This window comes from Curtobacterium sp. VKM Ac-1376, from assembly GCF_015351025.1.
In the GTDB taxonomy this organism is placed as follows: domain Bacteria; phylum Actinomycetota; class Actinomycetes; order Actinomycetales; family Microbacteriaceae; genus Curtobacterium.
In genome coordinates this window covers 56,562-83,499 of sequence record NZ_JADKRV010000008.1, presented here as the reverse complement: position 1 = coordinate 83,499, position 26,938 = coordinate 56,562, and the positions used below count along the sequence as shown (strand labels likewise).

Below are 26,938 nucleotides of genomic sequence, written 5' to 3'. Positions count from 1 at the left end.
ACGCGCCTACCCTGAGGGGCATGGCGGGATCCCAGTTCACTCTAGCTGCGTTGGCGACGACGGCCGTTCCAGGTCTCCTCGTCACGGGCACGCGCACGCTCGGCTCGGCCGCGGCCGGCGACTACGAGTCGGCGCTCCTCCGCGACGCCGACGGCGCCGAGATCGTCATCCGCCGTCCCCGGAACCAGCGGGCGGAGGCCCGGCAGTCGGCCGACCTCGTCGCGATCCGTGCGCTGAGCGCCGGGATCCGCACGCGCCTCCCGTTCGGTGTCGCCGAGTACCGCGGACAGGCACCGATCGGATCGACCCGCGCCATCGTCACGACGCGGCTGCCCGGTGCGCACCCGACGCTCGGGTCGCTCGTCGAGCGTCCGCACCTCGCCACCAGCGTCGGCCGCGCGGTCGCGGCGATCCACCAGCTGCCGACCAGCTTCGTCTCCGACGCCGGCCTGCCGTCGCTCACCCCCTTCGAGGTGCTCCGATCCGCCGTCTCCGTCATGGACCGTGCGGTCGCCACCAAGCTCGTGCCCGCCGCCCTCGTCGAGCGGTGGGAGGGCGCGGCGCGCGACCAGCAGCTCTGGCAGTTCACGCCGACCGTCGTGCACGGCTCGCTCGGCACCGGCGCGCTGCTCGCGGACGGTGACGTCGTCAGCGGGATCCTGGACTGGGGCGAGCTGCGGCTCGGCGACCCCGCGAAGGACCTGGCCTGGGTGCTCGCAGGCCGGCGGGACGCGTTCGACACCGTCCTCAGCGCCTACGAGGCGAACGGCGGCGGCCGTGACCGCCAGCTCGCCCAGCGTGCACGCGTGCACCACGAGCTCGAGACCGCCCACTGGCTGCTGCACGGCGTGCAGGCGAAGAGCACCGAGGTGGTCGACGACGCGGTCGCGATGATGCACCGGCTGGTGGACGCGGTGCACGCACCGAGCGCGGAGCCGCTGCAGTCCGTGTCACCGGAGACGATGGAGATCGGCGAGGTCGAGCAGCTGCTGTCCTCCACCGAGCGTCGGCACGGCTGACGCCGGCGGTCACGACTCCCCGCTCAGGTCCGCCGAGCGGTCGCATCGCGTCGCTCGACGCGCGCCCCGTCGACGGTCCGTGACCGTTCGGCGCCACCCGACCGGGGCGCCCTGACGGCGGCGGTCGCCGACGCCTTCGACGCACCGCCTGGAGGCCCGGTGCCGGTCCCCGAGCCCGGAACCGGGCCTCCAGACGGTGCCGGACGGACGCGGGGCGCGCCGCGCGACCGGGACTCCCCGCTCACCTCCGCCGAGCGGTCACCTCGCGTTGCTCCGCACGCGCTCTGCCGACGTTCCGTGACCGCTCAGCGCCACGCGCGCGGGGAGTCGTGACCAGCCGCGACCTGGCCAGCCGCGGCCCACGCCGCGCCGGGGCGCAGCCGGGATCAGGCGCACCGCGCCGCGGCACGTCCTGCGTCAGCCGATCGCCTCGGCCCAGGCGCGCTCGAGTCCGGCGCGGTCCAGCAGCTCCGCCGGGCGGACCTCGAGGTCGTCGGCGACGAAGTAGAACACCGCGTCGACCTGGTCGAGCGGCCGCCCCGTGAACTCCGCGTACGCCACCCGGTACAGCGCGAGCTGCAGGGTGCGGCGAGCCAGGTCCTCCGCACCGGACGGCGCCTTCCCCGTCTTCCAGTCGACCACCTCGGCCCGCCCGTCGATCTCGTACACGGCGTCGAGCTTGCAGACGACGCTGTGGCCGAGGAACGGGATGTGGATCTCGCGCTCGACCTCGATCGGCGTGCGCCCTGCCCACCGGGAGCGGGCGAACGTGGCCTGGAAGTCCGCGAACCGACGAGCGCCGTCGTCGGTCACCACGGCGTCGGGTGCAGCGTCGGCGAGCTCGTCGGCGTCGAGGTCGAGTTCGCCGTCCCAGACGTCGAGCGTCTCGAGCGACCCACCGCTCCGTGCCCGCTGCTCCACCCACTGGTGGAAGAGCGTGCCGAGACGAGTGGCCCGGTACGGCCGTTCCGGCATTGGCCGGCGGAGGCGCTCCGCCACCGAGTCCGGTTCGGTGAGGTAGTCCTTGAAGCCGGAGGCCGGGACCCGGTGCGGGACCGCGACCGCGTGCTTCGCGTTCCGGGTCGCGTGTCGTTCGGCGAGCAACAGGTCGATGTCGGCGGCGAACCGGCCGGAGGCGCCGGGGTTCGCGTTCTGCACGCGTTCGGCTGCGGCCAGCACGCGTGGTGCGCGCTGCCCGAAGGGAACGTGCGGCCAGGACTGCGTGGCCCCGCTCTCGCCCATCGGGTTCTCGTCGTGCACGGTCGTCTCCGGGATCGCACCGCCGTCGATGACCCCGGCCTCGACCAGATCGCGCAGGTACCGACTCGGCTCGGTGGGACGGACGCCCCCGGCCCAGAACGAACCGGAGACCAGCAGGTCGTGCTTGGCGCGGGTGAGCGCCACGTAGGTGAGCCGGCGTTCCTCGTCCTCGTTCCGTGCCTTGACCTGCTCCTTGAAGGCGTCGATGGCGGCGACGACGTCCTTCTGGGTCTCCTGCCCGCGCCACGCGAGTCGCGGCAGCTCGGCGGCGTCCCCACGGAACTCGTACGGCAACCGGCCGAATCCGAGCCAGCCGGAGGAGCCCTCCTGCGGGCGCGCCGGCAGGCCCCCCTCGACCATGCGCGGCACCGCGACGGCATCCCACTCGAGGCCCTTCGACCCGTGGATGGTCAGGATCTGGACGGTACCGGCCTCGGGCTCCTCGGACCGCGGGCCCATGTCATCGCGACGGGCGGCGGCGTCGATCCAGCCGAGGAAGGAACCGAGGTCGGGGCGGTCGTCGGTCGCCACGAACCCGGCGAGCTCGTCGATGAAGGCGTCCAGGTAGGCCCCGCTGCCCTGCTCGTGCGCTGCGACCTCGATGTCGAGCAGCATCTCCTGCACGACCAGGGTCACGAAGTCCACCAGGTCGCCCGCTGCACGTGAGCGGAGCATTGCGAGTTGGCCGCCGAGGGCGCGCATCCGGCTCCGGCCCGCCGGTGTGATGCCCTCGAGCGCGCCGTGCTCGTCGGGGGCGGTCGCGACGAAGTCGAGGGCGTCCACGATCGACCCGTGCTCCCCTGCGGCGACCGACGCCCGGAACGCCGCAGTCAGTTCGTCGTCGAGTCGCTGCTGCGTGTGGTCGCGCTGGAACAGCCAGCGGGCGAGCTGGTGCAGGGCGACGATGTCCGCTGCGCCCACCCGCCACCGGGCACCTGCGAGCAGCCGGATGAGGTCGTTGCCCGCAGCGGGGTCGTGCAGCACGCGCAGGCAGGCCACCAGGTCGACGATCTCGGGGCGCTGGAGCAGCCCGCCGGTGCCGAGCACGTGGTACGGCACCCCGCGGGCGCCGAGCGCCGCCGTGAACGCCGCCAGGTCCTTTCGTGCGCGCAGCAGCAGGGCCATCGACATCGCAGGGGTTCGGCGGCGGTGGTCCTGGAACCACGCCGCGACCTCGTCTGCCTCGTCCGGCAGGGTCTCCGGGAACACCACCCGCACGGTTCCGGCGTCCGCTCCGGGGCGGGGGGACAACCGCTCGACGTCGACTTCGGAGGCCTCGGACAGCGGCGCGACGATCGCGTTCGCCCCGGCGAGCACGTCGATCGGGTTGCGCCAGCTCGTCGACAGCGCGAAGGTCACCGGCTCGGCCACGCCCGGCTCGTCGCCGCCGAAGTCGTGCGGAAAGCGAGCGAGGTTCGCCGCACTCGCGCCGCGGAAACCGTAGATCGACTGGTGCGGGTCGCCCACGGCCATCACCGAGTGCCCGCGGAACAGCCGGGCGAGGAACCGGGTCTGCACGACCGAGGTGTCCTGGTACTCGTCGAGCAGCACCACGCCGTACCGCTGCCGGAGGTCGGTGACCACGCGGGGCGCCGACTCGGCCGCGGCGAGCGCGAGGGCGATCTGGTCGGAGAACTCGACGAAGCCGCGGTCGACCTTCTGGCGACGGAACTCCGCGACCAGGTCAGCCAGGGGTTCGAGCGACCCGATCGCTGCGACTGCGTCCGTGATGGCCCGGTAGGGCTTGCCCCGGTTACCGGGGAGTTCCAGCAGTTCGGAGAACTCGATCGCGAACCGACGGAGGTCCTCGGGCTCGACGAGGTGCTCGGAGGTGGCCCCGGCGAGTGCCACGACCGCGGCCGTGAGGGTGTCGACGTCGCGGTCGAGTCCGGCCAGCCGGTCGTCGCGGGCGGCCACCACGACCCGGCGGGCGAGCTGCCAGGCCGAGGGCTCGGTCAGGACCTGCGACTCCCCGTCACGCCCGACGAGCAGGGCGTTCTCGCGGAAGACGGCGTTCGCGAAGGCGTTGTACGTCGAGACCGTCGGTGCTTCGAAGGCGTCGCCCGGGGTGATCAGCCCGACCTCTTCGAGGGCACGGATGCGGTCGTTGATGCGGACCGACAGCTCTCCGGCGGCCTTGCGGGTGAAGGTCAGGCCGAGGACCTCGTCGGGGCGGACGAGCCCGTTCGCCAGGAGCCAGACCACGCGCGAGGCCATCGTCTCGGTCTTCCCGCTGCCGGCACCCGCGACGACGAGGGCGGGGACGAGGGGGGACTCGATGACGGCGCGCTGCTGGACGGTGGGGCGTGGGCGGCCGAGGGCGTCGGCGATGGCGTCGGCACCGTGCCGGATGGCGGGCGAGGACGCACCGGCAGAAGTCGCGTCGGTCATGTCGGTCATGTCGGTCATGTCGGTCACCAGGTCACCTCCGCCACCACGTGGATGCGGCACTCGACCCCGGTCCGGGCCTTCTCGCAGTGGTCGTCCACGTTCGCGACGAAGGTCCGTCCTGCCATGCCGCGGGCGACACCGTGCAGCCGTTCGCGGTACGTCTCGCGCGCTTCGGCGTCGAACGCGTGCTGGGTGCGCTCCGAGAAGGCGTGCCCGCCACGAGGGTTCTGGACGAACACCAGCCGCGCACCGGTCATCGGTGACCCGGCCGGCACACCCTCGACCGCGCCGTCCTCGACCGCGAGCTGGTACGCGCCGAGCTGCGGGTGCTCGGGCATGTCGTTCTTCTCGCTCGGCATCGAGCGGCCGGTCTTGAGGTCGACGACGCTCACACGCCCCTCGGGGTCGACCTCGATACGGTCGATGCTGCCGCGGATGCGCGCCGGCCCCGTGACGAGCGCGAACGAGGTCTCCGCCCCGAGCAGCCGTCGCCCCGCGCTGGCGAAGGTGCGCAGGTAGTCGCTGAGCCCCTCGATCATCCGCCGGGTGCGGGCGCGCTCTCGGTCGGCGACCCACGGCGACTCGAAGGTCAGTTCGTCCCACCGCGACTCGACCCGTTCCCACAGCGACTCGACGTCGATCTCGGTCGCGTGCTCCATCGCCTCGTGGACGATCGTGCCGATGCCCATCGCGGGGCTCGGGGCGCCGCCACCGAAGGTCTGCGCGAACCAGTGCACCGGGCACTCCTCGAACGTGCCGATCCGTGACGGCGACACCGAGACGGCGGGCGGGACCGGTTCGCCGCCCTCGACCTCGGGCTCGGGGTCGGCGTCGAGGTCGACCAGCGGGGCATCGGTCGTCGGTTCGGCGAGCCCGTACCACTCGTCCGGCGCGGCCCCGGGCACCTCGGCCTCGGCCAGGCGCGCGAGGGCGGACGCCGCCTCGTGGTCGCCGGAGGCCACGACGCGACGGCGCAGGGATCCGGCGAGCCCGCGCAGGGACAGCGGGTGCACGGTCGGTTGACGGTCCGGCGGTACCGGGACCAGGCGGACGAAGGGCGACGGGGACTCGTCGTCGTTCGCGACGGTGCCGACGATGACCTGGGTGGTGGCACGGGACACCGCTCGGGCGAACAGGCGGAGCTCGTCGGCGACCACGGCCGCCCGGTCGTCGATGGGCGATCGCTCGACGCCGGCGGCGGCCCGCACCAGACCGTCGGGGTCGAGCAGGCTGCCGCGCACCCGGGTGTTCGGCCAGACGCCGTCCTGCAGGCCGAGCACGACGACGACGTCGCACTCCAGCCCGATCGTCGCCGAGGGGGTCAGCACCCGCACCCGACCGGCGGTCCGGTCGGGGCCGATAGAGTCCTCGGGCAGGTCGGCGCCGAGCAGGTCGTCGACGAAGACGCGCGCCGGGGCGTCCGGGGTGCGCTCGACGAACCGCTTCGCCGCGGTGAAGAGACCGACGACGGCGTCGAGGTGCCGGTCCGCCTCGCCTGCACCGACGCCACCGGCAGCGGACTGTGCGCCCCACGCCTTCGCCTGACCGCTGCGCTCCCAGAGCCCCCAGAGGATCTCCTCGATGCTGGAACCGGCGTCGGCGTCCGCGCGGGCCTGCACCAGGCTGCGGGCGAGTCGGGTAGCACGTCGCGCGAAGCCGGCGTCGACCGTGGCCAGACGCTCCGGGGCGCCGAGCGCCTCCACCAGCAGTTCGTCGGCGGTGCGGGTGCCGTCGCCGGCGAGCTCCTCGCGCCGCAGGGCGAGCCGCAGCCGGCGCATCGCCAGGGTGTCGAGCCCGCCGAGCGGCCCGGTCGCGAAGGCGGTGGCCAGGTCGGCGTCGAGCGGCAGGACGTCGAGCGCCACAGCAGCCGCGTCGAGCAGTGCGCGCGCCGCCGAGTCGTCGCGGGGCCGGACGGGTGCCGCGCCCGCGGTGGCCGGGACCTCGGCGACGGAGAGCGCACGGACGAGTTCCGGGGTGGCGGCGCCGCTCCGGGTGACGACGGCCATCCGGTGCCACGGCACGCCGTCGAGCAGGCGGTGCTCCCGCAGGCGGCGAGCGACGGCGACCACGAGCGCCGATCGACTGGCGGCCTCGAGATGCACGACCGCGTCGGACCGGGCGTCCTGGTCGTCGGCACCCGCGCTGCGCTGCCGGCCCGCGGCCGCGGCGCCGATGCGAGCGGTGACCCCGGTCACGAGCGCGCGGATCGGGGCGGGGTGGCGGTGGACGGTGTCGAGGAAGAGGCCATCGACCCGGTCGACGCCGAGCCGCACCGCGAGCCGGCCGAGCACGTCGGGTTCGGCCCCACGGAAGGCCGAGGCCGCGATGTCCGGGTCACCGAAGGCCACGATCTGCACCCCGGCACGCGCGAGTGCCCCGAGCAGGGCGACCTCTCCCTCGACGAGTTCCTGCGTGTCGTCGACCACGACCAGGCGCAGTGCGGCGATGCTCGCGGGGACGTCGCCGCGGAGCACGGCGGCCGTCGCGTACGCCACGAGTTCGCCGGAGTCGAGACCGGTCGGCCGGAACGCCGTGACCGAGGCCCGGTAGTCGTCGACGAAGTCACCGACGGCGCGCCACTCCGGTCGTCCGAGCTCGTCGCCGAGCTCGCGCATGTCCTCCGGCTCGACCCCAGCGGCGACCGCTCGCATCATGACGTCGCGGAGGGCCGTGCGGAACCCGGCGCGCTCCCGCACCACAGCGGTGATCGGGTCCGGCCACTCCGGGCCGCTGCCGTCGGCCTCGTGTCCGGCCAGCAGGTCGGCGATGATGCGGTCCTGCTCACCACCGGTCAGGAGCGTCGGGGGTTCCTGCTGCTGCACCGCGGCCGCGTGCGTCACGATCTGGAACGCCAGCGAGTTCACGGTGCGGGCGAGGGCCCCGGGCACCGGTCGGTCCACCGACGCGGCCAAGCGGTCGCGGAGGGCGGTCGCGGCCGTGCGGGCCGAGGTCAGCGCGAGCACCGACGCATGGCCGTCCTGGCTGATGGCTTCCGGCCGGGCCAAGCGGTCGGCGACGAGCCGGGCGAGCGTCGTGGTCTTGCCGGTGCCCGGGGAACCGATCACGGCGGCGTGCCGACCGTCCGGCAGCGCCAGCACAGCAGCCTGGGACGGATCGTCGACCAGTGCGCGTGCGAGCCCGGCGTCTGCGGGGGCGGGCATCAGCGTGGTCTTCGGCACGGTCGTACGGTACCCACGACCGCCGACAGGACCGCCGCGGACGCGCGGCAACGACGCGGGCAGGCGCGCGAGTGCGCCCGCGGCGAACGCCCGATGCCGCACGGGGCCGCTCGGATACGCTGTGCTCGTGGACATCAAGATCGGCATCATCAACAGCCCCCGCGAGATCGCTTTCGAGACCGCCCAGACCGCTGACCAGGTCGAGAAGGCCGTGTCCGACGCCCTCGAGGCGAAGTCGACCCACCTGTCGATGCAGGACGACAAGGGTCGTCGGTTCATCGTCCCCGTCAGTTCGCTCGCCTACGTCGAGGTCGGCGCGGAAGAGGCACGGCGCATCGGCTTCGTCGCCTGACGACGTGGAACTGCTCTTCGCCGTCCTCGGCGGCATCCTCATCGGTGCCGCCGCGCACGTCGTCCTGCCATGGCGGTCGAGTCGCGGTGTGCTCGTCGGCCCCGCGGTCGGCGGCATCGCGGCGGCCGTCCTCTGGGAAGCCCTGACCTGGGCCGGCTGGCGGTACGACGGCACCTGGATCTGGGTCGTGGCCCTGGTCGGTGCCGGCGTCGTCGCCCTCGTCGTCGAGTGGCTGCTCGGCTCGCAGCGCGACAAGCGCGACGCCGAGTACTACGAGCGGTTGAAGGCCCGCGGGGCCTGACCGCCTCGGGCGCTCAGGCCGTCAGGCCGAGCGCGTCCATCCGGCGGGTGTGCGCCGCGATGAGTTCGGTCCAGACCGGCTCCAGCCGCTCCTGGTCCTCTCGGGCGTGGGACGCCAGCGCGGACCGTGCCACCAGCAGGGTGTCCCCCACAAGACGCCGTCCCCACATCGCCAACCGCGAGCCCACCTGCGGGTCGTCCTCGATCCGGGCGGTGAGCTCCTCGACGACCGCGGCTTCCTCACGCGCGTCGAAGACCGTGCGCAGCCGCTGCCGCACCTCGGCCGGCAGCGAACGGAGCAGGTTGCCGAACAGGTCGTTCAGGATGCCGGCGGTCACGTAGCCGGTCAGCATCGACTCGTACCAGTCGGCTCCGCTCGTGCGCTCGAGGAACAGGTCGATCGCTTCGCGGTGCGGGGCCATCAGCGCGGCGGGGTCCTCGCCGATGCGCTCGATCTCGGCGACGATCGACCGGTGCCGTTCGAGCGCCGTGGTCGCGAGCACGCCCGTGACCAGCCGACCGGACAGGGTCGGAGCCGAGGCACCGGCTCGGCCCATCGTCTCGTAGACGGAGAGCTGCAGGTAGGCCGCCTGCCCGAGGTAGACGTCGAGCTCGGGGGTGACGTCGTCGAGCGCGAGACGCTTGACCTGCGCGGCGCGCGGGTTCCGCGACGCGAGCCATGCGGCAGCGAGCTGCGCCGCGCGCTTCCGGTTCCACCACGACACCACCCGTCCAGCATAGAGGGCGCGCGCGCCGGACCGGCCCGCCCGACGCTCCGGCACCCCCGGCGCACCCCGGACCGCGGCCCCGTCGGTAGACTGGCCCGGACTTCCACCAGAACTAAGGTGATTCTTTGACTTTCTCAGACCTCAACATCGACCAGGACATCGTCGATGCACTGGCCGGCAAGGGCATCATCGAGCCCTTCCCGATCCAGGAACAGACCATCCCGCTCGGCCTGACCGGCCAGGACATCATCGGCCAGGCCAAGACGGGTACCGGCAAGACCCTCGGTTTCGGCCTGCCGCTGATCCAGCGACTCGGTGCCGACCCGGCGCACGGCGTGAAGGCGCTCGTCGTCGTCCCGACCCGTGAACTCGCGGTCCAGGTCACCGAGGACCTCGAGCTCGCGGCCTCGAACCGCCCGACGACCATCGCGGCGATCTACGGCGGCAAGGCGTACGAGGGGCAGATCGAGCAGCTCAAGGCCGGCGCCCAGATCGTCGTCGGCACGCCCGGGCGACTCATCGACCTGCAGCGCCAGCGACTCCTCGACCTCTCCCACGTGCAGGAAGTCGTGCTCGACGAGGCCGACCGCATGCTCGACCTCGGGTTCCTGTCGGACATCGAGCGCATCTTCCAGGCCGTCCCCGAGGTGCGGCACACGATGCTGTTCTCGGCGACGATGCCGGCGCCGATCGTCGCGCTCGCCCGCCGGTTCATGAGCCGTCCTGTGCACATCCGGGCGACCGACCCGGACGAGGGCCTCATGCAGGCCAACATCAAGCACCTCATCTACCGCGCGCACTCCCTGGACAAGGACGAGGTCATCGCCCGCATCCTCCAGTCCGAGGGCCGCGGCAAGACCGTGATCTTCACGCGCACCAAGCGTGCGGCGGCGAAGCTGGTCGAGGAGCTGAAGGACCGCGGGTTCAACGCCGCAGCGGTGCACGGCGACCTCAACCAGGAGCAGCGCGAGCGCGCGATGGCGGCGTTCAAGGCCGGCAAGCGCGACGTGCTCATCGCCACCGACGTCGCCGCCCGCGGCATCGACGTTGACGACGTGACCCACGTCATCAACCACACGATCCCGGACGACCCGGACACCTACCTGCACCGCGCCGGGCGCACCGGCCGTGCGGGCAAGACCGGCATCGCGGTGACGTTCGTCGACTGGGACGACCTGCACAAGTGGACGCTGATCGACAAGGCCCTCGAGTTCGGCATCCCCGAGCCCCTCGAGACCTACTCGTCGTCGCCGCACCTGTTCGAGGAACTCGACATCCCCAAGGGCACCAAGGGCCGTCTGCCCGGCACGTCCTCGCACGCCGCCTCTGCCGGCGCACCCGCAGAGAAGCGCAGCAACGACCGACCGGTGAGCGGTGCGCGTGACGCGTCGCGATCGCGATCGCGCAGTCGCACCCGGCCAGGAGGCCCGGAACAGCCCGCCCCCGAAGCTGCGGCCACCGAGTCCGCGCCTCCGACCGCCGCGCCCACCGACGGCACGTCGGCCACCGAGGGCGGGTCCACCGACGGCGCCGCGAAGCGTCGCCGCCGTCGCCGCCGTCGCGGTGCCGGCACCGGGGAAGCCTCGGCGACCGCCTCGGCTCCGCAGGGCACCACGGACGGCGAGTAGCGCCTCCAGACCGACGGGCCCGTCGCTGACGCGACGGGCCCGTCGTCGTCCCCGCCCGCGCAGCCGCCGCTCGAGTCCCCCCTGCGAAAGCGACAGATTCCCGCGAACCATCGGCGGGATTCTGTCGCTTTCCCGGAGAGGTCAGTGACTAGCGACGGAGAACCGTCGCTTTCGCGGGGCGTTCGGGACCGTCGGCGCGGTCAGGGCAGGCGGGAGCCGGAGCCGACGACGGGGTCGCTGCCCGTGGCCTCGGAGAGGATGGTCTCGAACGAGACCCGCGCCGTGCGGTGCTCGCCCAGTCGGTTCGGTTTCCCGGTGCCGTGGTAGTCGCTCGACCCGGTGACGAACAGGCCGTAGCGGGAGGCCCAGTCGAGCAGGGTGCGCTTGCCGTGCGCGAGGTTCTCGCGGTGGTCGACCTCGAGGCCGCCGAGTCCGGCGTCGACGAGGTCCCGGAGCATCGGCTCGTCGATGACGATGCCCCGCGACGACGCTGCCGGGTGTGCGATCACGGGGACGCCCCCGGCCTGCCGGATCAGCTCCACACCGCGCAGGGGCGAGGGCGCCTCGTGCGGTTCGTAGTACCCCGATGCCGGGTGCAGGATCCCGCGGAACGCGGCGGAACGATCGGCCTCGAGCCCGCGGGCGACCAGCGCGTCGGCGATGTGCGGGCGGCCGATGGTGGCGCCGGGGCTCGACTGCGCCAGGACGTCCGCCCACGTGATCGGGTGGTCCTCGCCGATGCGGTCGACCATGCGGTGCGCGCGGGACAGCCGGCCGTCGCGGATGCGGGTGGTCTCCTCCACCAGGCCGGGGTGCTCCGGGTCGACCAGGTAGCCGAGGACGTGCACGCTGCGGAAGCCGATGCGCGTGCTCAGCTCGAGCCCCGGCAGCAGGGTCAGCGGCAGCTCGCGAGCGGACTCCGACGCGTCGGCCCAGCCGGCGGTCGTGTCGTGGTCGGTCAGCGCGACGGCATCGAGTCCGGCGGCCGCGGCCGCTCGGACGAGCTCCGCGGGTCGCTCCGTGCCGTCGGAGACACTGGAGTGCGCGTGCAGGTCGATGAACGGGTCGGGCACGTGGCCAATGGTATCCACAGGTGAGCGGCCGCACAGGCCGGGTGTCCCCGGGCGGTGCGATGATGGACGCATGGCCGACACGACTCCCCGCGCGACGAGCAACCGATCCACGACCCCCGGGTCCTCGACCTTCAAGGACTTCATCGGGTCGCAGTGGGCCGACCGCGGCGAGGAGCAGCCGGACCCCCGCGAGCAGGCCGTCTTCGCCGCCGAGCGTCGCGCCCGCATCTCCGAGCTGCACCCCGGCCGCACCATCGTCGTGCCCGCCGGACAGGCCAAGGTCCGCTCGAACGACTGCGACTACCCGTTCCGCCCGCACTCGACGTTCGCGCACCTGACCGGCTGGGGCACCGACACGGTCGTCGGCTCCGTCCTGGTGATGACGCCGAACGGCTCCGGCCACGACGCCACGCTGTACTTCCGGGCCACCGCGGGCCGTGACTCCGAAGAGTTCTACGCCAACCCGGAGATCGGCGAGTTCTGGGTCGGACCCCGTCCGTCGCTCGACGCCGTCGCGGCCGACCTCGGGCTGGCCACGGCCGACCTCGGGGCGTTCACGGCCGTCGCCGACGTCCTCGACGCGTCGGCGCTGCTCGTGCGCGAAGCCGACGACGACCTGACCCGTTCGCTCGACGCCCGCATGGGCGCAGCGATCGGTGGCGCCGACGAGACCGAGGGGTCGCCGGCCACCGACGACCTGCTCTCCCGCGACCTGTCCGAGCTCCGCCTGGTGAAGGACGCGTACGAGGTCCGTGAGCTCCGCAAGGCCGTCGACGCCACGAAGCACGGTTTCGACGACGTCATCGCCGACTTCGACGCCGTCCTGGCGCACCCCCGCGGTGAGCGCATCGTCGAGGGCACATTCAACCGCCGTGCCCGCGCCGACGGCAACACCGTGGGCTACGACACGATCGCGGCGTCGGGCCACCACGCCTGCATCCTGCACTGGACCCGCAACGACGGCGCCGTGCAGCCGGGCGACCTCATCCTGATCGACGCGGGGGTCGAGGTCGACTCCTTCTACACGGCCGACATCACCCGAACACTGCCGGTCAGCGGAACGTTCTCGCCCGTGCAGCGCCTGGTGTACGAAGCCGTGCTCGAGGCCGCAGACGCCGCGTTCGCGATCGTCAAGCCGGGCATCACGTTCCGCCAGGTGCACGCCGCCGCGATGGAGGTCATCGCGCGGAAGACCGCCGAGTGGGGCTTCCTGCCCGTCTCCGCCGCGGAGTCGCTCGAGCCCGACAACCAGTTCCACCGCCGCTACATGGTGCACGGGACGAGCCACCACCTCGGCCTCGACGTGCACGACTGCGCGAAGGCCCGGCGTGAGATGTACCTCGACGGCACGGTGCAGGCAGGCATGGTCTTCACGATCGAGCCCGGGCTGTACTTCCAGCAGGACGACCTGACGGTGCCGGAGGAGTTCCGCGGCATCGGGGTCCGCATCGAAGACGACATCCTGGTGACCGAGGACGGCGCCGAGAACCTGTCCGTCGGCATCCCCCGGACCCCCTCGGAAGTGGAGGGGTGGATCGCCCGCTCGGGCCGCTAGCCTGATCGGGTGACGACGCCCGAGGTCTCCCCGAACACCTTCTCGATCGAGGTCGAGCACTTCGACTCCCCCGACGCGCAACGGCTCCGCGCCGCCCAGCGCCTGGAGATCCTCCGGGCGTACGGCGGGGACACGGAACCGGGCGAGAAGCCCACCGCAGACTCGATCGCGGTGTTCTTCGTGGCGCGTGACGAGTCCGGTACCCCGCTGGCGTGCGGCGGCCTGCGGATCGTCGACGATGGCATCGCCGAGATCAAGCGCATGTACGTCCGACCGGAGTCCCGCGGATCCGGGGTGGCGGCTGCACTGCTGCACCGACTGGAAGAGGCCGCGCTCGACCTCGGCTCACCGGCACTCGTGCTCGAGACGGGCACGGAGCAGAAGCGCGCCATCGGCTTCTACCAGCGCGAGGGCTTCCGGCGCATCGCCAACTTCGGCTCCTACGTCGGCGCCCCGCTGTCGATCTGCTACTCGAAGCTGCTCTGACCCGAGCGCCACACCCGCCCTCGCCTCGCGGGCGAGACCTGGGTGGCGTGTCGCGCCCGCCCGGGCCAGCGGCGCTATCGGCGGTCGTCGTCGCGCCGGTCGGTGTTCCCGTCACGAGGACCCTCGGGCTCGGGAGCCGAGGGTGGCGTCGCGCCCGGGACCCGCTCACCGTACTGCGGCGGCTCCTCGGGACGATGCTGCGGCACCGCCGGAGCGGCAGGAGTTGCGGCCGTCCCGGGAGTCTCCCCGTAGCGCGGGCCGTCGTTCGTGCCGTACCGAGGCGGCCCGGCCTGCGTACCGGACGGTGCGCCCGCGGGCGCACCCGTCTGCGCACCGGGGGCCGACGTGCCGGGGCGCTGCGGGCCTCCCGCCTGCTGGTGGGGCGTGGCGTGCCCGCCGTACGGCGACTGCTGCTGCGGCGGGACCCCGCCTGGGCCCGGCCGCCACTGCTGCTGCTCGGGGACCCCACCGACCTGCTGCTCGTCGTTCCAGTGCGTCGACGGGGTCGCGCCGTGCTCACCGAGGATCCGCTGCGCCTGCCCGGTCAGCTGGGGGTTGACGACGATCTGGTAGTTCGTGGCGAGCACCTGGTGCACGCTCGTGAAGTCCCGCTGCCGCTTCGTGATCGCGAACGAGACGATGCCGTAGAGCATGCCGAACGCGGCACCGATGATCGCGGCGGCGAGGATGAGGCCACCGGCGCTCGGCGAGAACAGGGTGAGCACGATGCCGAAGAAGATGCCGAGCCAGAGACCCGACAGGGCACCGGCGATGGCCGCGCGACCGTAGGTCATCTTGCCCGTGACGCGTTCGACCGTCTTGAGGTCGTTGCCGACGATGGAGAGCTGGTTGACGGGGAAGTCGGCCTCGGCCAACTTCGCCACCACGCGCTGCGCCTCCGGGTAGCTGTCGTACGTGCCGAGGACGTCACCCTTGGGCAGCGTCGGGAAGGCCTGGGCGGTCCTGCCGGCGAAGGGGCTCTGATTGCTCACTCAGCCATCATTCACCGCACACCTTGCGATCGCACGTGCACTCTCAGGGAAGCGCCCGACCGGCCGGGCGAACGCGCCCACGCGAGCGACTACGCTGGGTCGGGTGAGCGCCACGAAGGTCTTCGTCGCCCGCCTCGCCGGGTGCTCCGTCTTCGACCCCGCGGGCGACCGCGTCGGCAGGGTCCGAGACGTCCTGGTCGTGTACCGCCGGGCCGATCCCCCGCACGTCGTCGGGCTCATCGTCGAGGTGCCGGGCAAGCGCCGCATCTTCGTGAGCATCGGCCGCATCACCTCGATCGGCGCCGGCCAGGTCATCACGACGGGGCTCGTGAACATGCGGCGCTTCGAGCAGCGCGGCGGCGAAGTCCGGGTCATCGCGGAGATGCTCGGGCGCAAGGTGCTCATCAAGAACCAGCGGATCCGCGCCACCATCGAGGACGTCGCGATCGAGGACCGCGGGCAGGGCGACTGGGAGGTCTCGCAGCTCTTCCTCCGCAAGCCGAAGACCACGCCGTCGCCGTTCGGCAAGGGCCCCACCACGTTCGCGACCTGGAACGAGGTCACCGAGGACGAGCTCCCCGGCGAGGCCCAGTCCGCCGAGCACGTGATCGCCGCGTACTCCGACCTGGTGCCGGCCGACCTGGCGTCCACGCTGCTCGACCTGCCGGCGGAGCGCCGGTTCGAGGTCGCCGAGGAACTCCCCGACAACCGGCTCGCCGACGTGCTCGAGGAGATGCCCGACCAGGAGCGCATCGAGATCCTCACCCGCTTGGCCGATGCCCGCGCCGCGGACGTCCTCGACCAGATGCAGCCGGACGACGCCGCTGACGTCCTCGCCCAGTTCTCCGACGAGCGGAGCGAGGCGCTCCTGCAGCTCATGGAGCCGGAGGAGGCGCAGGACGTCCGCATGCTCCTGGAGTACGAGCCGGACACGGCGGGTGGCCTCATGACCACCGAGCCCGTGATCGTCTCCGCCGATGCGACCGTGGCCGAGGGGCTCGCGCTGGTCCGACGGCACGAGCTCGCCCCGGTCCTCGGCGCCGCCGTGTGTGTCACGCTGCCGCCGTACGAGCCGCCGACCGGGCGGTTCCTCGGACTCGTGCACTTCCAGCGGATGCTCCGCTACCCGCCGAACGAGCGGCTCGGCACGCTCATCGACCAGCAGACCGAACCGGTCCGCGTCGACGCGAGCGCCGCGGAGGTCACCCGCATCATGGCGACCTACAACCTGCTGTCCGTCCCCGTGGTCGACGACGCCCACCGTCTCGTCGGGGTGGTGACGATCGACGATGTCCTCGACCACGTCCTGCCGGACGACTGGCGAAGTCAGGGCGAGGGGGAACCCTCGCCGCTTCCACGCCAACGCCCGCGCAGGACACCCGTGACGACGGGAAGGAGGACCACCCGTGGCCCGAACGGATGAGAACCGTCGCGACCGCGACCGCCAGGAGGTCCGGCTCGACTCCCCGAAGGGCATGCGCACGCGCGTGCTCCCCACCCGCCGCCGTGGTCGCGGGGACACCTTCGGTCGTGCAACCGAAGGCATCGCACGAGGGATGGGCACGCCCTGGTTCCTCATCGGCCTCACGCTGTTCTGCGTGGTGTGGATGGCCTACAACACGCTGGCACCGAAGCCGTGGCAGTTCGACTCCGCCGCGATCGGTTTCACGGCGCTCACGCTCGTGCTCTCCCTGCAGGCCTCGTACGCCGCACCACTGATCCTCCTCGCCCAGAACCGCCAGGACGACCGCGACCGCGTGCAGTTCGAGCAGGACCGACAGCGCGCCGAGCGCAACCTGGCCGACACCGAGTACCTCGCGCGCGAGGTCGTGGCGCTCCGCCTGGCGATGCGCGACATGGCCTCGAAGGACTTCATCCGCGCCGAGCTCCGTTCCCTGCTCGAGGAACTCGATCGTCGCGATGCCGACGAGGCAGCGTTCGGCGGCGGCGAGCCCGCGTACGGCGGCGAAGGCACGTCGACCCGTGGTTGACGCCGTCCCCACCGACGAGCAGCTGGGCGCGGCGGTCCTCGCTGCGCTCGGCCGCGTCATCGACCCTGAGATCCGCCGCCCCGTCACGGAGCTCGACATGATCCGCGGTGTCGACGTGCAGCCAGGAGGCGCGGTGCGCGTCGACCTGCAGCTCACGATCGTGGGGTGCCCCGCCGCCGACACCATCGAGCGCGACGTCCGCGTCGCCGCCGGTTCCGTCGCCGGGGTCGCCGCGGTGGACGTCGACGTCTCCGTGATGGACCCGGCGACCCGCGCGGCGCTGACCGACCGCCTGCGCGCCGGCCGTCCGAAGGGTGTCCAGTTCACCGCGGACTCGCTCACGCGGGTCATCGCCGTCACGAGCGGCAAGGGCGGCGTCGGCAAGTCGACGGTCACCGTGAACCTCGCCGTCGCACTCGCCCGACGGGGGCTGCGGGTCGGGGTGGTCGACGTCGACGTGCACGGCTTCAGCGTCCCTGGGCTGATGGGCCTGACGGACGAGTACGGCGTCGCACCGCGCCCGACCCGGGTGGACAGCATGATCCTGCCGCCGGTCGCGCACGACGTGAAGGTCGTGTCGATCGGCATGTTCGTCGACGACGTCTCGACCGCCGTGTCGTGGCGCGGACCGATGCTGCACCGCACCGTGAACCAGTTCCTGACCGACGTGTTCTTCGGCGACCTCGATGTCCTGCTGCTCGACCTGCCCCCGGGCACCGGCGACGTGGCGATCTCGGTCGGGCAGCTGCTCCCCCACGCCGAGGTCCTCGTCGTCACCACCCCGCAGGCCGCTGCGGCCGACGTCGCCGAGCGCAGCGGGATCGTCGCACGGCAGACCGGCCAGCGGGTGATCGGCGTGATCGAGAACATGGCCGGCCTCGTGCAGCCGGACGGGTCGGTCCTGCACCTGTTCGGCGAGGGCGGTGGTGCCGAGACCGCTGCACGGCTCTCCCGCGGACAGGACACCCCCGTGCCCGTGCTCGGCAGCGTGCCGCTGTCGGTGCCGCTCCGGCAGGGCGGTGACACCGGGATGCCCGTCGTCCTCGGTGCGCCGGAGGATCCCTCGGCGGTGGCCCTGACAGCCATCGCCGACCGCATCACGACGATGGGCCGCGGGCTCGCCGGCCGGAAGCTCGGGCTCTCGCTGTCCTGAGCGGCTGGCGGCCGCGCCCCGGCTCGGTAGGGTCGACCTCATGAGCACGGATCACGTCGACGTCGACTGGGACCACGCGCGCGAGACCAACCGCGCGAACTGGGACGACCGCGTGCCGATCCACGAGGGCGCGTACTCGATCGATGCGCTGTCCGACCCCGACCACCGGTCCGACGTCGTCCGCGAGGACCTGCCCGCCCTGACCCCCTGGCTGCCGAACGGCTCGCTCGCGGGCCTCGACGTCTGCCACCTGCAGTGCCACATCGGCACCGACACCGTGTCGCTCGCCCGCGAGGGCGCCCGGCTGACCGGCGTCGACTTCTCGCCCGCCGCCCTCGCCTCGGCCGCCGGGCTCGCGACCCGACTCGGGATCGACGTCACCTGGGTCGAGACCGACGTGCTCGATGCCCGGGCCGCGGTCACCGGCGACTTCGACGTCGTCTACACGAGCATCGGCACGATCTGCTGGCTCCCCGACCTGGACCGCTGGGCCGTGCAGGTCGCCGGGCTCCTGCGCCCCGGCGGCGTGTTCTTCATCCGCGACGGCCACCCGGCGCTCTACGCCCTCGACGAGGACGCCGACGAACTCGTCACCCGGTACCGGTACTTCCCCGACGGCACCGCCCAGCAGTGGGACGACGACAGCACCTACGCCGGCGAAGGCACCGTGGCGAACGCCCGGACCTTCGAGTGGCCGCACCCGCTGTCCGAGATCGTGAACGCGCTGCTGGGCGCCGGGCTGCGACTCCGCCGACTCGACGAGGGGCGGACCCTGCCATGGCGCTTCAGCTCCCGCATGGAGCAGACCGCGACGGGCTCGTGGGCCTGGCCGCCGCGGGACCGCGACCGCGTGCCCACCACCTACACGATCGTCGCCACACGTGACTGACGTCGCGACCCCGTGACGGACGGGAGGCCCGTGGCGGGTCCGCCACGGGCCTCCTGTCCGTCGTCTGGTGACGTGACGGGCGTCAGGTCGCCTCGGCGTCGAAGGGTGCCGGTTCACCGGCCGCCAGCGGCACGACGGGAGCCGTCGCGCGCACCCGGGAGGCCGTGACCTGCGCCGCCTGGACCGTCGCGGCGCTCGAGCCGGAGTCGAGCAGGGCGTCGCGGATGATGCGTCGGGGGTCGTACTGCCGCGGGTCGAGTTTCTGCCACTCGATGTCGTCGAACTCCGGGCCCATCTCGTCGCGCATCCGCTCCTTCGCGGTGTCGGCGAACCGTCGGACGGCCTTGACGAACTCGGCCAGCTTCTGGGCGTACATCGGCAGGCGCTGCGGCCCGAGCAAGAGGACGCCGATGACCCCGATGATCAGGATCTTGTCGAGCGGGATGTCCACGCGAGCGAGCCTAACGCGTGCTGCGGCCTTGCACCTCTAGAGTTGTCCTCCGAACGGAGTGTGCGTGTCAGAGAAAGAGTCGAACTGGAAGTTCGCCGAGGACATCGTCTCGGAGACCGAGGCGATCGCCCGTGCTCGTGAGCACTCCCTGGAGCTCGGGGTCGAAGCGGTCTCGCCCGCGATCGGTGCGCAGATCGGTGTCATCGCGGCGGCGTCCCGGGCCTCGAGCATCATCGAGATCGGGACCGGCCTGGGAGTCTCCGGCCTGTACCTGCTCGGCGGCGCACCCGACGCGACCCTGACGACGATCGACGTCGAGGTCGACCACCAGCAGTTCGCCCGCGACGCCTACATCAGCGCCGGCACCGCGCCCGCTCGGATCCGGCTGATCCCGGGCCGCGCGAACCAGGTGCTCCCCCGGATGAACGAGGCGTCCTACGACGTCGTGCTCGTCGACGCCGACCCAGAGCACGTCATCGAGTACGTCGAGCACGGGCTGCGGCTCGCCCGGCTGGGCGGCACCGTCCTGGTGCCGCACGCCCTGTGGCGCGGACGCGTGGCGGACCCGGTGAAGCGTGACCGCGCGACGACGGACTTCCGGCTGCTCCTGACCGAGGTGTCGACCTCGGGTGCCGTGCGCAGCGCGCTGTCCCCGGCCGGTGACGGGCTGCTGCAGCTGACGAAGGTCACCGACTAGCCGTCAGAGGTACCGTCGGACGTCCACCGCGAATCGTGGAGCACCCGCCCGACGGAGGGTGTCGAGGACGTCGGCGACGGTCTGCGGCGGGTCGACGTAGTCCTCGGCAATCTCCCGCAGCACGCGTGTCACGATCCCCGGGAACAGGTCGAGCTGGTCGAGCAGGAAGTCGTCCGGATGCACGGCCTCGATGTCGAGCGCCGCGAGCGAAGTGCGTGGGAAGTCCCGGAGGTTGAAGGTGACGAGGACGTCGGCACCCGCACGGACGGCCGCCGCCAGGACGTGCCGGTCCTTCGGATCACAGGTGAGCCCGGCGATCAGGTCCTCGTGCCCGGTGACGAGTGCATCCGGGAAGTAGGTCCGCATCATCGTCAGGCGGCGATCGATCCCCGCGGCGTCGACCCCGCCGCGGATGGTGTTCCGACGGACTTCGTCGAGCACGCTGTCCGACCACAGGGGGCGGAAGACGCCCTCGTCGGCGAGCCGGAGGAAGAGATCGGAGAGGGTGATCCCGTAGATGGCGCAGGCGTCGAAGAAGGCCGGGAACGCCACCGTCAGGTCTCCGCACGCCCGTCGTGCTGCTGGCGCTGCTGCTCGCGTTCGAGCGCCTGCCCGTCCCGTGCCGCCGCGCGCAGGGCAGCCCGACGTCGGATGCGGAAGTGTTCCTGGAACGACACGAGGTCACGCAGCAGGACCCGTCGATGGCGCCCACGTCGCTCGAAGGAGATCGACCCGTCCTCGAGGTACTTCACGAGCGTCGGGCGCGAGACACCGAGGAAGTCCGCAGCCTGCTGCGTGGTCATCTGGGTGTCGTTCCGCGCAACCGTGACGCCACTGCCGCTCGCCAGTGCGTCGGCGACCTGCTCGAGCACCTCGAACACCTCGTTCGGGATCGTGCGCACCCGACCGTCCGGTGCACGCAGTTCAGCCATGCCACCGACCAGAGTGTCTCGATCCATCTCGTGGAGCAGCTGCGCGAGTCCGACGAGGTCTTCCCGGTCATCGCCCGGGAAGTACGTGCGCGACGACGCGCGCCGGTCAGCGGGGTCGGTGATGGTCATGGGAGCACTCTATTCGAAAGAATCGAAAGCAGGCCAGGGTCAGTCCAGGTGCCGCAGGTACCGCTCGGGCGACTCGAGGAACGCACGCTCGTTCCGCACCAGGTCGAGGTCGCGCCACTCGGTGCGCCGCAGGCCCCACTCGCCGACCTCGTGGATCGTCGCGCCCGGGAACGCGGCGAGCACGGGTGAGTGGGTCGAGAGCACGACCTGGCCGACGCCGCTCTCGACGATCGAGCGCAACAGTGCGATCAGGGTGAGACAGCCCGAGAACGACAGGGCGGACTCCGGCTCGTCGAGGATCCAGAGCCCGGGCCAGCGCGCCCGGTCGATGACGAAGTCCAGGAACGCCTCGCCGTGGCTGCGCTCGTGGAACACCGGCTCGGGCCGGCTGCGGTTCGGGTGCTCCTCGAGGTAGGTGAAGAAGCCGTGCATGGTCTCAGCACGCAGGAAGAAGCCACCGCGAGGTGCACCGAAGTCACGTCGCAGGACGATGTGCTGCCACAGGTCCGATTCGGACGGGCGGGTCGAGTGGTTCGCCCCGGTCGAGCCGCCTTCCGGGGACATCCCGAACGCGAGCGCGATGGCCTCGACCAGAGTCGACTTGCCGACACCGTTGTCCCCGACGAACACCGTCACCGGGTCCAGCTCGAGGCCGTCGTCGAGCAGCTGCCGGATCGGCGGGAGCGTAGCCGGCCACTCGTCGCGCGGCATCGGGTCCGGGTCGCGGTACTCCTCGACGCGTCGGATGGGCAGGTGGGTCCTCGGCACGGCCCCATCCTGCCGGAGCCGACCGACAGCGCCGCGGATGCTCCCGCCGCGGGATCGTCGGCGGACAGACGGAAGGCCCGGAGCGTACACGCTCCGGGCCTTCCGTTCGGTGCTTCGACGTACTAGGCCGAGACGACCTCAGCGAGTGCGTCGTGGAGTTCCTTGGCCTCGGCGTCGTTGACCGAGACGACCAGGCGGCCTCCACCTTCGAGCGGAACCCGCACGATGATGAGTCGACCCTCCTTAACAGCCTCCATCGGCCCGTCACCGGTCCTCGGCTTCATGGCTGCCATCAGATGTCCCCTTTCGTGCAGTAAATGCTGTCCCATTATCCCGTATCGAGGGGGCAACTGCGAAACCGCCCAGGTTGGGGGTGTCGGATGTGCCGTCCTGTTGCTCCGCAGAACGCGGCGTTGCCGACCGCGGACGCCCTGGGGCGGTCACGGCGGGGTCCAGTCGTAGCCGTCGATCCACCACGTGAAGTAGAGCCAGACCCACTGCAGCCCGACGAACACGACCACCACCGCGACCCGGTACACCCGCGACCGCGGGAGGGCGACGATGCCGAGCAGCGGTGCGATCGGCACGAGGATGCGCCAGGTGCTCGACTGTGGGAAGAACACCGCGAGCAGGTACACCAGGTACGCCACACCCCAGAGCCGCAGCTCGATCCCGATCCGGCGTGCGGCGGGCATGCACACGAACGCGGCGAAGCCGATGAGGACCACGGCGAGGAGCACCGCACCGGCCGGCTGCCCGAACCACCATCCGAACCCCTGCATCCACGGCGCGAAGGGCACGAGGTCGTTCCAGCCGATGTACGACGAGCGCCAAGCCAGCTCGGTGTCGGTGTACGCCTTCGGCACGCCGGTGACCGCCCATGCGATCGCCGGCCAGGCCAGGCCGACGAGTCCTGACACGACGGCCACCACACCGGGCGGCACGAGCCGACGGAGGGTCAGGGGTTCGGACGAGCGCACCCATGCGGGCCGGATCGCCCAGGCACCGACGAACAGCACCACCAGCAGTGCGAAGGCGAGTCCCGTCGGCCGGGTCATGCCGAGCAGGAGCACGACCGGCAGCATCGCCCACCACCGACGGTCGACCATGAGCAGCAGCGCCACGAGCAGCAGGAACAGCCCCATCGACTCGGCGTACGCCACCTGGAACATCGCCGACACCGGTGCGACGCAGAACAGCACGGTCGCGAAGGTCGCACGCGCCGGGTCGAGGAACCGGCCCACCAAGCGCCGGAACACGAGCGCGGCGCCGAGACCCGCGAGCAGCGACACGGACACCGCGACGAACTCGAACGACGCCCCGGTGAGCAGCATGAGCCCGCGCACCAGGGACGGGTACGCGGGCATGAACGCCCACGCGTTCTCGGTCACGTGCCCGGCGTCGTCGACCGGCAGCGTTGACGGGTACCCGCCGGTGGCGATCACCCGGTACCAGGCGCCGTCCCAGATCGACGCGAACGACAGGTAGCCCGGGCTCTGGGCGGTGAACGAGTTCGCCGCCTGCACGCCGGCGAACGTGAGCATCATGGTCCCGGTGACGAGCCGGGCCAGCACGTAGACGACCGTGATGCGCACCCACCACGGCACGACCCGGTAGCGGGCGCGCCAGCGGTTCCGAGCAGGGGTCCTCCGCGTGGCCCCCGCCGTCGTCAGGCCGTCAGCCACCGACGGAGGCCGGCCTCGACCGCGGTGATCTGCGCGACCGGGACCTGCTCGTCGTCGTGGTGCGCGTAGACGGGTTCACCCGGCCCGTAGTTGACCGCGGGCACCCCGAGTGCCGAGAAACGGGCCACGTCGGTCCAGCCGTACTTCGGACGCGGCTCCGGGCCACCGACCGCCGCCACGAAGTCCTGCGCGAGCGGGGCGTCGAGGCCCGGTCGGGCACCGGCTGCCAGGTCGACGATGGTCACGTCGTAGCCGTCGAAGAGTTCGCGGATGTGGGCGACGGCCTCGTCGGCGGAGCGCGACGGAGCGAAGCGGTAGTTCACGTGCACCATCGCCTCGTCCGGGATGATGTTGCCCGCGATGCCCCCGCTGATGCCGACGGCGTTCAGGCCCTCGCGGTACTCGAGCCCGTCCACCGTGACGGTGCGCGGCTCGTACGCGGCCAGGGTCGCCAGGATCGGTGCGGTCTTGTGGATCGCGTTGTCGCCGATCCAGCTGCGTGCACTGTGCGAGCGCTTGCCGAAGGTGCGGATCTCGGCGCGGAGGTTGCCGTTGCAGCCGCCTTCGATCTGCGCACCGGACGGCTCGCCCAGGATCGCGAAGTCCGCTGCCAGCAGCTCCGGACGGGTGCGGGCCAGACGACCGAGGCCGTTCAGCGCGTCGCTGACCTCCTCGTGGTCGTACCAGACCCACGTGACGTCGACCGAGGGGTCGACCAGGTCGTACGCGAGCTTCAGCTGCACCGCGCAGCCGGCCTTCATGTCGACGGTGCCACGCCCCCAGAGGATCTCGGTGCCGTCCTCCGTGGTGCGGAACTCGGTCGGCAGGTTGTCGTTGAGCGGGACGGTGTCGATGTGCCCGGCGATGACGACCCGGCGGTCACGGCCGAGGTTCGTGCGCGCGACGACGGCGTCACCGTCGCGGATCACCTCGAGGTGCGGCAGCGGTGCGAGCACGGCCTCGATCGCGTCGGCCAGGGCCTGCTCGTTGCCGGACACCGACTCGATGTCGCAGATGGCACGGGTGATGTCGATGGACGAGGCGGTGAGGTCGAGGGGCTCCGGCATGCGGGCAGCCTACCGGCCGCCCCTCGCACCACTCGGGCAGTCCGGACGGTCGGCAACCCGACCACCCCGGCAGTCCGGCAGTCCGGACGGACGGTGCCCGTCGACGCGCGCTCGGTACCCTGGTGCCGTGACCGACACGACTGCCACCGACCGCCCGACCCACGCCTGGGGCCACGGCCTCGCGACGATCTCCGCCGACGGCACGACGCTCGACACCTGGTACCCCGAGACGCACCTCGGCGCGCTGCCCTCCGACGCCGTGTTCCCCGCCGAGCTGCGGGCGCACGTCGGTGACGACCCCCGCCGCGAGGTCCGGATCGAGGCCGTCACCACCGAGATCGCGATCGACGCGAGCCCGACGAGCACCCCGGACGCGTACCTCCGCCTGCACCTGCTGAGCCACCTGCACGTCCGACCGAACGAGATCTCCCTCGACGGCGTCTTCGGCCACCTGCCGATCGTCGCCTGGACGAACGCCGGCCCGGTCCACCCGGAGTCGCTCACGCGCCTGCGCCCCGCACTGCAGCGCGCCGGCATCGCCGTGCACGCGATCGACAAGTTCCCCCGTCTGGTCGACTACGTCGTGCCGGACCGCGTCCGGATCGGTGACGCGAACCGGGTCCGCCTCGGCGCGCACCTGGCCCCCGGCACGACCGTCATGCACGAGGGCTTCGTGAACTTCAACGCCGGCACCCTCGGCGACGCGATGATCGAGGGCCGCGTCTCGCAGGGTGTGATCGTCGGCCACGGCACCGACATCGGCGGCGGCGCCTCGATCATGGGCACGCTGTCCGGCGGCGGCACGCACCGTGTCTCCCTCGGTGAGCGGGCGCTCCTCGGTGCGAACGCGGGCCTCGGCATCTCGCTCGGCGACGACTCCGTCATCGAGGCCGGCCTCTACGTCACGGCCGGCACGAAGGTGGTGCTGGTCGGCGCGGCACCGAACCCCGACGGCACCCCGAAGACCGTCAAGGCCGCCGAGCTCTCCGGCACCCCGAACATCCTGTTCCGCCGCAACAGCGTCAGCGGCGCCGTCGAGGCACTGCAGCGCAAGGGCGAGGGCATCCAGCTGAACACCGCGCTGCACGCGTAGCGCCGCACAGCGCCCCCGCTGATATTTCTTCTCTTGCACATCACGTTTCGCCTCGGTACGGTGTGGCCATTGCCGCACCGCCGCGGCGCAACGAGCCAAGGGGAGTACATGCCACTTCGCACCACCGGCGTCACGCTCGGGGCAACCGTCGCGATCATCGTGTCGAGCGTGCTCGTCGCACCGTCCGCGCACGCAGTCGACCGCTCCGCGCCCAGCAGCACGGCCGGTCCATCGACGGCGCAACCGCTGACGGACGTCACACCAGAGCAACTCGACGTCGCTGTTGCTGAAGCCCGCGCCGGCGGGTACGTCATCGACGAGCGGATCGGGCGTGACGGCGCGCGCACGACCACCATCGAGCTCGGAGACGGCTTCTCGTTGGACATCGCGCAGGGCGATCCTCGAGCTCGTCTCGGGGCGGGCAGCGACAAGTACGGAACCTACGTCTCCTTCAACGCGACTGATCAGTCCGCGATCATCAGCGGTGCTGGCTGGGCTCTGGGCGCGGGTGTCTGCGCCATCAGTGCCGGAACGTTCTGCGTGGTGGCCGGCGCGATCATCGCCGCCGCAACCTGGGCGGTGACCACCAACGGGATCCGATGCGGATCGAAGTCGCTCCGCGTCTACCCCTTCAACGGCGCACGGAACCCTCGATGTGTGTGACGCCCCGGCCGATCGGAGTCAGCTGATGCAGGTACTCGTCGCGACCGTCATCAGCATCTGCCTGGTGGCGTTCGGCGTCGTCATCACGACCTCACCGGCGACGGCAGGACTGTGGACGAGCAATGCTCTGGGGACGGTGGCGCTCTTCGCCGCGATCCTGATCACCGGGACCGCGATCCGGCATCACCGGAAGCGGCCCTGAAACGGCGCCTGGAGGCCCGGTGCCGGTCCACGAGACCGGTACCGGGCCTCCAGACCGTCGCGTCCAGTGCCCCGCCCCGCCAGCGGTCACGACACACCGTCCACGGGCGCCGAGGGCGCACGAACCGTCGGTTCGACACCCGCCGGACGACAGCTCACAACCACTCGGCGGAGGTGAGCGGCGCGTCCCGCCTCCCCGTGCCGGACGACGCACGCACGGGAGGCCCGGTGCCCACGAGACCGGCACCGGGCCTCC

At 72.0% G+C, this 26,938-nt stretch carries 26 protein-coding genes; 14 read left to right on the top strand and 12 right to left on the bottom strand.

Annotation, left to right across the window (positions count from 1 at the left end; genetic code table 11):
* The first annotated feature begins 20 nt into the window (after positions 1 to 20).
* The gene (locus ITJ56_RS11245) at positions 21 to 1,019 is read left to right on the top strand and encodes a phosphotransferase (protein WP_194630701.1); all 999 of its coding nucleotides are present in this window, start codon (positions 21 to 23) and stop codon (positions 1,017 to 1,019) included.
* Positions 1,020 to 1,436: 417 nt separating this feature from the next.
* On the opposite strand, the gene ITJ56_RS11240 is transcribed toward ITJ56_RS11245, so the two are convergent.
* A complete protein-coding gene (locus tag ITJ56_RS11240) occupies positions 1,437 to 4,688 on the bottom strand; it encodes an ATP-dependent DNA helicase (RefSeq protein ID WP_194630764.1) in 3,252 nt (1,083 codons plus the stop codon).
* 5 nt (positions 4,689 to 4,693) lie between these two features.
* Positions 4,694 to 7,849, bottom strand: a complete 3,156-nt coding sequence (locus ITJ56_RS11235; protein ID WP_194630700.1) for a PD-(D/E)XK nuclease family protein — start codon at positions 7,847 to 7,849, stop codon at positions 4,694 to 4,696.
* A 127-nt stretch (positions 7,850 to 7,976) separates the two neighbouring features.
* Between ITJ56_RS11235 and ITJ56_RS11230 the strand changes: the two genes are divergently transcribed.
* Positions 7,977 to 8,201 carry a DUF3107 domain-containing protein gene (locus tag ITJ56_RS11230; RefSeq protein WP_194630699.1) on the top strand — a complete coding sequence of 75 codons (225 nt, stop codon included), beginning with the start codon at positions 7,977 to 7,979 and terminating at the stop codon, positions 8,199 to 8,201.
* A gap of 4 nt (positions 8,202 to 8,205) precedes the next feature.
* Complete coding sequence (locus tag ITJ56_RS11225; RefSeq protein ID WP_194630698.1) at positions 8,206 to 8,502, top strand: hypothetical protein; 297 nt, start codon at positions 8,206 to 8,208, stop codon at positions 8,500 to 8,502.
* A 13-nt stretch (positions 8,503 to 8,515) separates the two neighbouring features.
* Here ITJ56_RS11225 and ITJ56_RS11220 read toward each other — a convergent pair whose 3' ends face one another.
* Entirely contained in the window at positions 8,516 to 9,226 is a 711-nt protein-coding gene (locus ITJ56_RS11220; protein WP_323749787.1) for a ferritin-like fold-containing protein, read from the bottom strand.
* A gap of 128 nt (positions 9,227 to 9,354) precedes the next feature.
* Between ITJ56_RS11220 and ITJ56_RS11215 the strand changes: the two genes are divergently transcribed.
* Positions 9,355 to 10,857, top strand: coding sequence for a DEAD/DEAH box helicase (locus ITJ56_RS11215; protein ID WP_194630697.1), 1,503 nt, complete (start codon positions 9,355 to 9,357; stop codon positions 10,855 to 10,857).
* 200 nt (positions 10,858 to 11,057) lie between these two features.
* Here ITJ56_RS11215 and ITJ56_RS11210 read toward each other — a convergent pair whose 3' ends face one another.
* The gene (locus tag ITJ56_RS11210; RefSeq protein WP_194630696.1) at positions 11,058 to 11,930 is read right to left on the bottom strand and encodes a PHP domain-containing protein; all 873 of its coding nucleotides are present in this window, start codon (positions 11,928 to 11,930) and stop codon (positions 11,058 to 11,060) included.
* Positions 11,931 to 12,000: 70 nt separating this feature from the next.
* Between ITJ56_RS11210 and ITJ56_RS11205 the strand changes: the two genes are divergently transcribed.
* A complete protein-coding gene (locus tag ITJ56_RS11205; RefSeq protein ID WP_194630695.1) occupies positions 12,001 to 13,485 on the top strand; it encodes an aminopeptidase P family protein in 1,485 nt (494 codons plus the stop codon).
* A 9-nt stretch (positions 13,486 to 13,494) separates the two neighbouring features.
* Positions 13,495 to 13,971 (top strand): GNAT family N-acetyltransferase, encoded by a 477-nt coding sequence (locus ITJ56_RS11200; RefSeq protein ID WP_194630694.1) that lies wholly within the window; start codon positions 13,495 to 13,497, stop codon positions 13,969 to 13,971.
* Positions 13,972 to 14,045: 74 nt separating this feature from the next.
* Here the strand turns inward: ITJ56_RS11200 and ITJ56_RS11195 are convergent, their stop codons facing one another.
* A complete protein-coding gene (locus tag ITJ56_RS11195) occupies positions 14,046 to 14,963 on the bottom strand; it encodes a general stress protein (RefSeq protein WP_194630693.1) in 918 nt (305 codons plus the stop codon).
* Between the two features lie 103 nt (positions 14,964 to 15,066).
* Here ITJ56_RS11195 and ITJ56_RS11190 point away from each other — a divergent pair, with 103 nt between their 5' ends.
* Genes ITJ56_RS11190 through ITJ56_RS11175 form a run of 4 tightly spaced genes read left to right on the top strand, consistent with a single transcriptional unit; the run spans position 15,067 to position 18,996 of the window.
* Entirely contained in the window at positions 15,067 to 16,386 is a 1,320-nt protein-coding gene (locus ITJ56_RS11190) for a magnesium transporter MgtE N-terminal domain-containing protein (RefSeq protein ID WP_194630692.1), read from the top strand.
* Between the two features lie 52 nt (positions 16,387 to 16,438).
* Positions 16,439 to 16,954: a DUF1003 domain-containing protein gene (locus tag ITJ56_RS11185; RefSeq protein WP_194630762.1), complete on the top strand. Its 516-nt coding sequence runs from the start codon at positions 16,439 to 16,441 to the stop codon at positions 16,952 to 16,954.
* Positions 16,947 to 18,107 (top strand): P-loop NTPase, encoded by a 1,161-nt coding sequence (locus ITJ56_RS11180; RefSeq protein ID WP_194630691.1) that lies wholly within the window; start codon positions 16,947 to 16,949, stop codon positions 18,105 to 18,107. The genes ITJ56_RS11185 and ITJ56_RS11180 overlap by 8 nt, the downstream gene beginning before the upstream one ends.
* A 40-nt stretch (positions 18,108 to 18,147) precedes the next feature.
* Entirely contained in the window at positions 18,148 to 18,996 is an 849-nt protein-coding gene (locus tag ITJ56_RS11175) for a class I SAM-dependent methyltransferase (protein ID WP_194630690.1), read from the top strand.
* Positions 18,997 to 19,078: 82 nt separating this feature from the next.
* Here the strand turns inward: ITJ56_RS11175 and ITJ56_RS11170 are convergent, their stop codons facing one another.
* A complete protein-coding gene (locus tag ITJ56_RS11170) occupies positions 19,079 to 19,447 on the bottom strand; it encodes a twin-arginine translocase TatA/TatE family subunit (RefSeq protein ID WP_194630689.1) in 369 nt (122 codons plus the stop codon).
* Positions 19,448 to 19,511: 64 nt separating this feature from the next.
* Here ITJ56_RS11170 and ITJ56_RS11165 point away from each other — a divergent pair, with 64 nt between their 5' ends.
* Positions 19,512 to 20,144 carry an O-methyltransferase gene (locus tag ITJ56_RS11165; protein WP_194630688.1) on the top strand — a complete coding sequence of 211 codons (633 nt, stop codon included), beginning with the start codon at positions 19,512 to 19,514 and terminating at the stop codon, positions 20,142 to 20,144.
* A 3-nt stretch (positions 20,145 to 20,147) separates the two neighbouring features.
* Here ITJ56_RS11165 and ITJ56_RS11160 read toward each other — a convergent pair whose 3' ends face one another.
* The 6 genes from ITJ56_RS11160 to dapE all read right to left on the bottom strand — a co-directional run bounded on the left by ITJ56_RS11160 (position 20,148) and on the right by dapE (position 24,725).
* Entirely contained in the window at positions 20,148 to 20,696 is a 549-nt protein-coding gene (locus ITJ56_RS11160; RefSeq protein WP_194630687.1) for a PIN domain-containing protein, read from the bottom strand.
* 2 nt (positions 20,697 to 20,698) lie between these two features.
* Positions 20,699 to 21,205 carry a helix-turn-helix domain-containing protein gene (locus ITJ56_RS11155; protein ID WP_194630686.1) on the bottom strand — a complete coding sequence of 169 codons (507 nt, stop codon included), beginning with the start codon at positions 21,203 to 21,205 and terminating at the stop codon, positions 20,699 to 20,701.
* A gap of 39 nt (positions 21,206 to 21,244) precedes the next feature.
* Entirely contained in the window at positions 21,245 to 21,973 is a 729-nt protein-coding gene (locus tag ITJ56_RS11150; RefSeq protein WP_194630685.1) for an AAA family ATPase, read from the bottom strand.
* A 122-nt stretch (positions 21,974 to 22,095) separates the two neighbouring features.
* Positions 22,096 to 22,266, bottom strand: a complete 171-nt coding sequence (locus ITJ56_RS11145; RefSeq protein ID WP_017887054.1) for a DUF3117 domain-containing protein — start codon at positions 22,264 to 22,266, stop codon at positions 22,096 to 22,098.
* A gap of 147 nt (positions 22,267 to 22,413) precedes the next feature.
* Positions 22,414 to 23,658: a hypothetical protein gene (locus ITJ56_RS11140; RefSeq protein WP_194630684.1), complete on the bottom strand. Its 1,245-nt coding sequence runs from the start codon at positions 23,656 to 23,658 to the stop codon at positions 22,414 to 22,416.
* The gene (dapE, locus tag ITJ56_RS11135; RefSeq protein WP_194630683.1) at positions 23,643 to 24,725 is read right to left on the bottom strand and encodes a succinyl-diaminopimelate desuccinylase; all 1,083 of its coding nucleotides are present in this window, start codon (positions 24,723 to 24,725) and stop codon (positions 23,643 to 23,645) included. Before dapE ends, ITJ56_RS11140 begins: the two co-directional genes overlap by 16 nt.
* A 127-nt stretch (positions 24,726 to 24,852) precedes the next feature.
* Here dapE and dapD point away from each other — a divergent pair, with 127 nt between their 5' ends.
* The 3 genes from dapD to ITJ56_RS11120 all read left to right on the top strand — a co-directional run bounded on the left by dapD (position 24,853) and on the right by ITJ56_RS11120 (position 26,683).
* Complete coding sequence (dapD, locus tag ITJ56_RS11130) at positions 24,853 to 25,818, top strand: 2,3,4,5-tetrahydropyridine-2,6-dicarboxylate N-succinyltransferase (RefSeq protein WP_194630682.1); 966 nt, start codon at positions 24,853 to 24,855, stop codon at positions 25,816 to 25,818.
* A 108-nt stretch (positions 25,819 to 25,926) separates the two neighbouring features.
* Complete coding sequence (locus ITJ56_RS11125) at positions 25,927 to 26,481, top strand: hypothetical protein (RefSeq protein WP_194630681.1); 555 nt, start codon at positions 25,927 to 25,929, stop codon at positions 26,479 to 26,481.
* A 25-nt stretch (positions 26,482 to 26,506) separates the two neighbouring features.
* Positions 26,507 to 26,683 (top strand): hypothetical protein, encoded by a 177-nt coding sequence (locus tag ITJ56_RS11120; protein WP_194630680.1) that lies wholly within the window; start codon positions 26,507 to 26,509, stop codon positions 26,681 to 26,683.
* Positions 26,684 to 26,938 lie beyond the last annotated feature (255 nt).

Excerpts from the sequence above, each read along its gene's own strand:
- ITJ56_RS11245 (WP_194630701.1), top strand. The coding sequence starts at position 21 with ATGGCGGGATCCCAGTTCACTCTAGCTGCGTTGGCGACGACGGCCGTT.
- ITJ56_RS11240 (WP_194630764.1), bottom strand. The coding sequence starts at position 4,688 with ATGACCGACATGACCGACATGACCGACGCGACTTCTGCCGGTGCGTCC.
- ITJ56_RS11205 (WP_194630695.1), top strand. The coding sequence starts at position 12,001 with ATGGCCGACACGACTCCCCGCGCGACGAGCAACCGATCCACGACCCCC.
- ITJ56_RS11185 (WP_194630762.1), top strand. The coding sequence starts at position 16,439 with ATGCGCACGCGCGTGCTCCCCACCCGCCGCCGTGGTCGCGGGGACACC.
- ITJ56_RS11175 (WP_194630690.1), top strand. The coding sequence starts at position 18,148 with ATGAGCACGGATCACGTCGACGTCGACTGGGACCACGCGCGCGAGACC.
- ITJ56_RS11155 (WP_194630686.1), bottom strand. The coding sequence starts at position 21,205 with ATGACCATCACCGACCCCGCTGACCGGCGCGCGTCGTCGCGCACGTAC.
- ITJ56_RS11145 (WP_017887054.1), bottom strand. The coding sequence starts at position 22,266 with ATGGCAGCCATGAAGCCGAGGACCGGTGACGGGCCGATGGAGGCTGTT.
- dapE (WP_194630683.1), bottom strand. The coding sequence starts at position 24,725 with ATGCCGGAGCCCCTCGACCTCACCGCCTCGTCCATCGACATCACCCGT.
- ITJ56_RS11125 (WP_194630681.1), top strand. The coding sequence starts at position 25,927 with ATGCCACTTCGCACCACCGGCGTCACGCTCGGGGCAACCGTCGCGATC.
- ITJ56_RS11120 (WP_194630680.1), top strand. The coding sequence starts at position 26,507 with ATGCAGGTACTCGTCGCGACCGTCATCAGCATCTGCCTGGTGGCGTTC.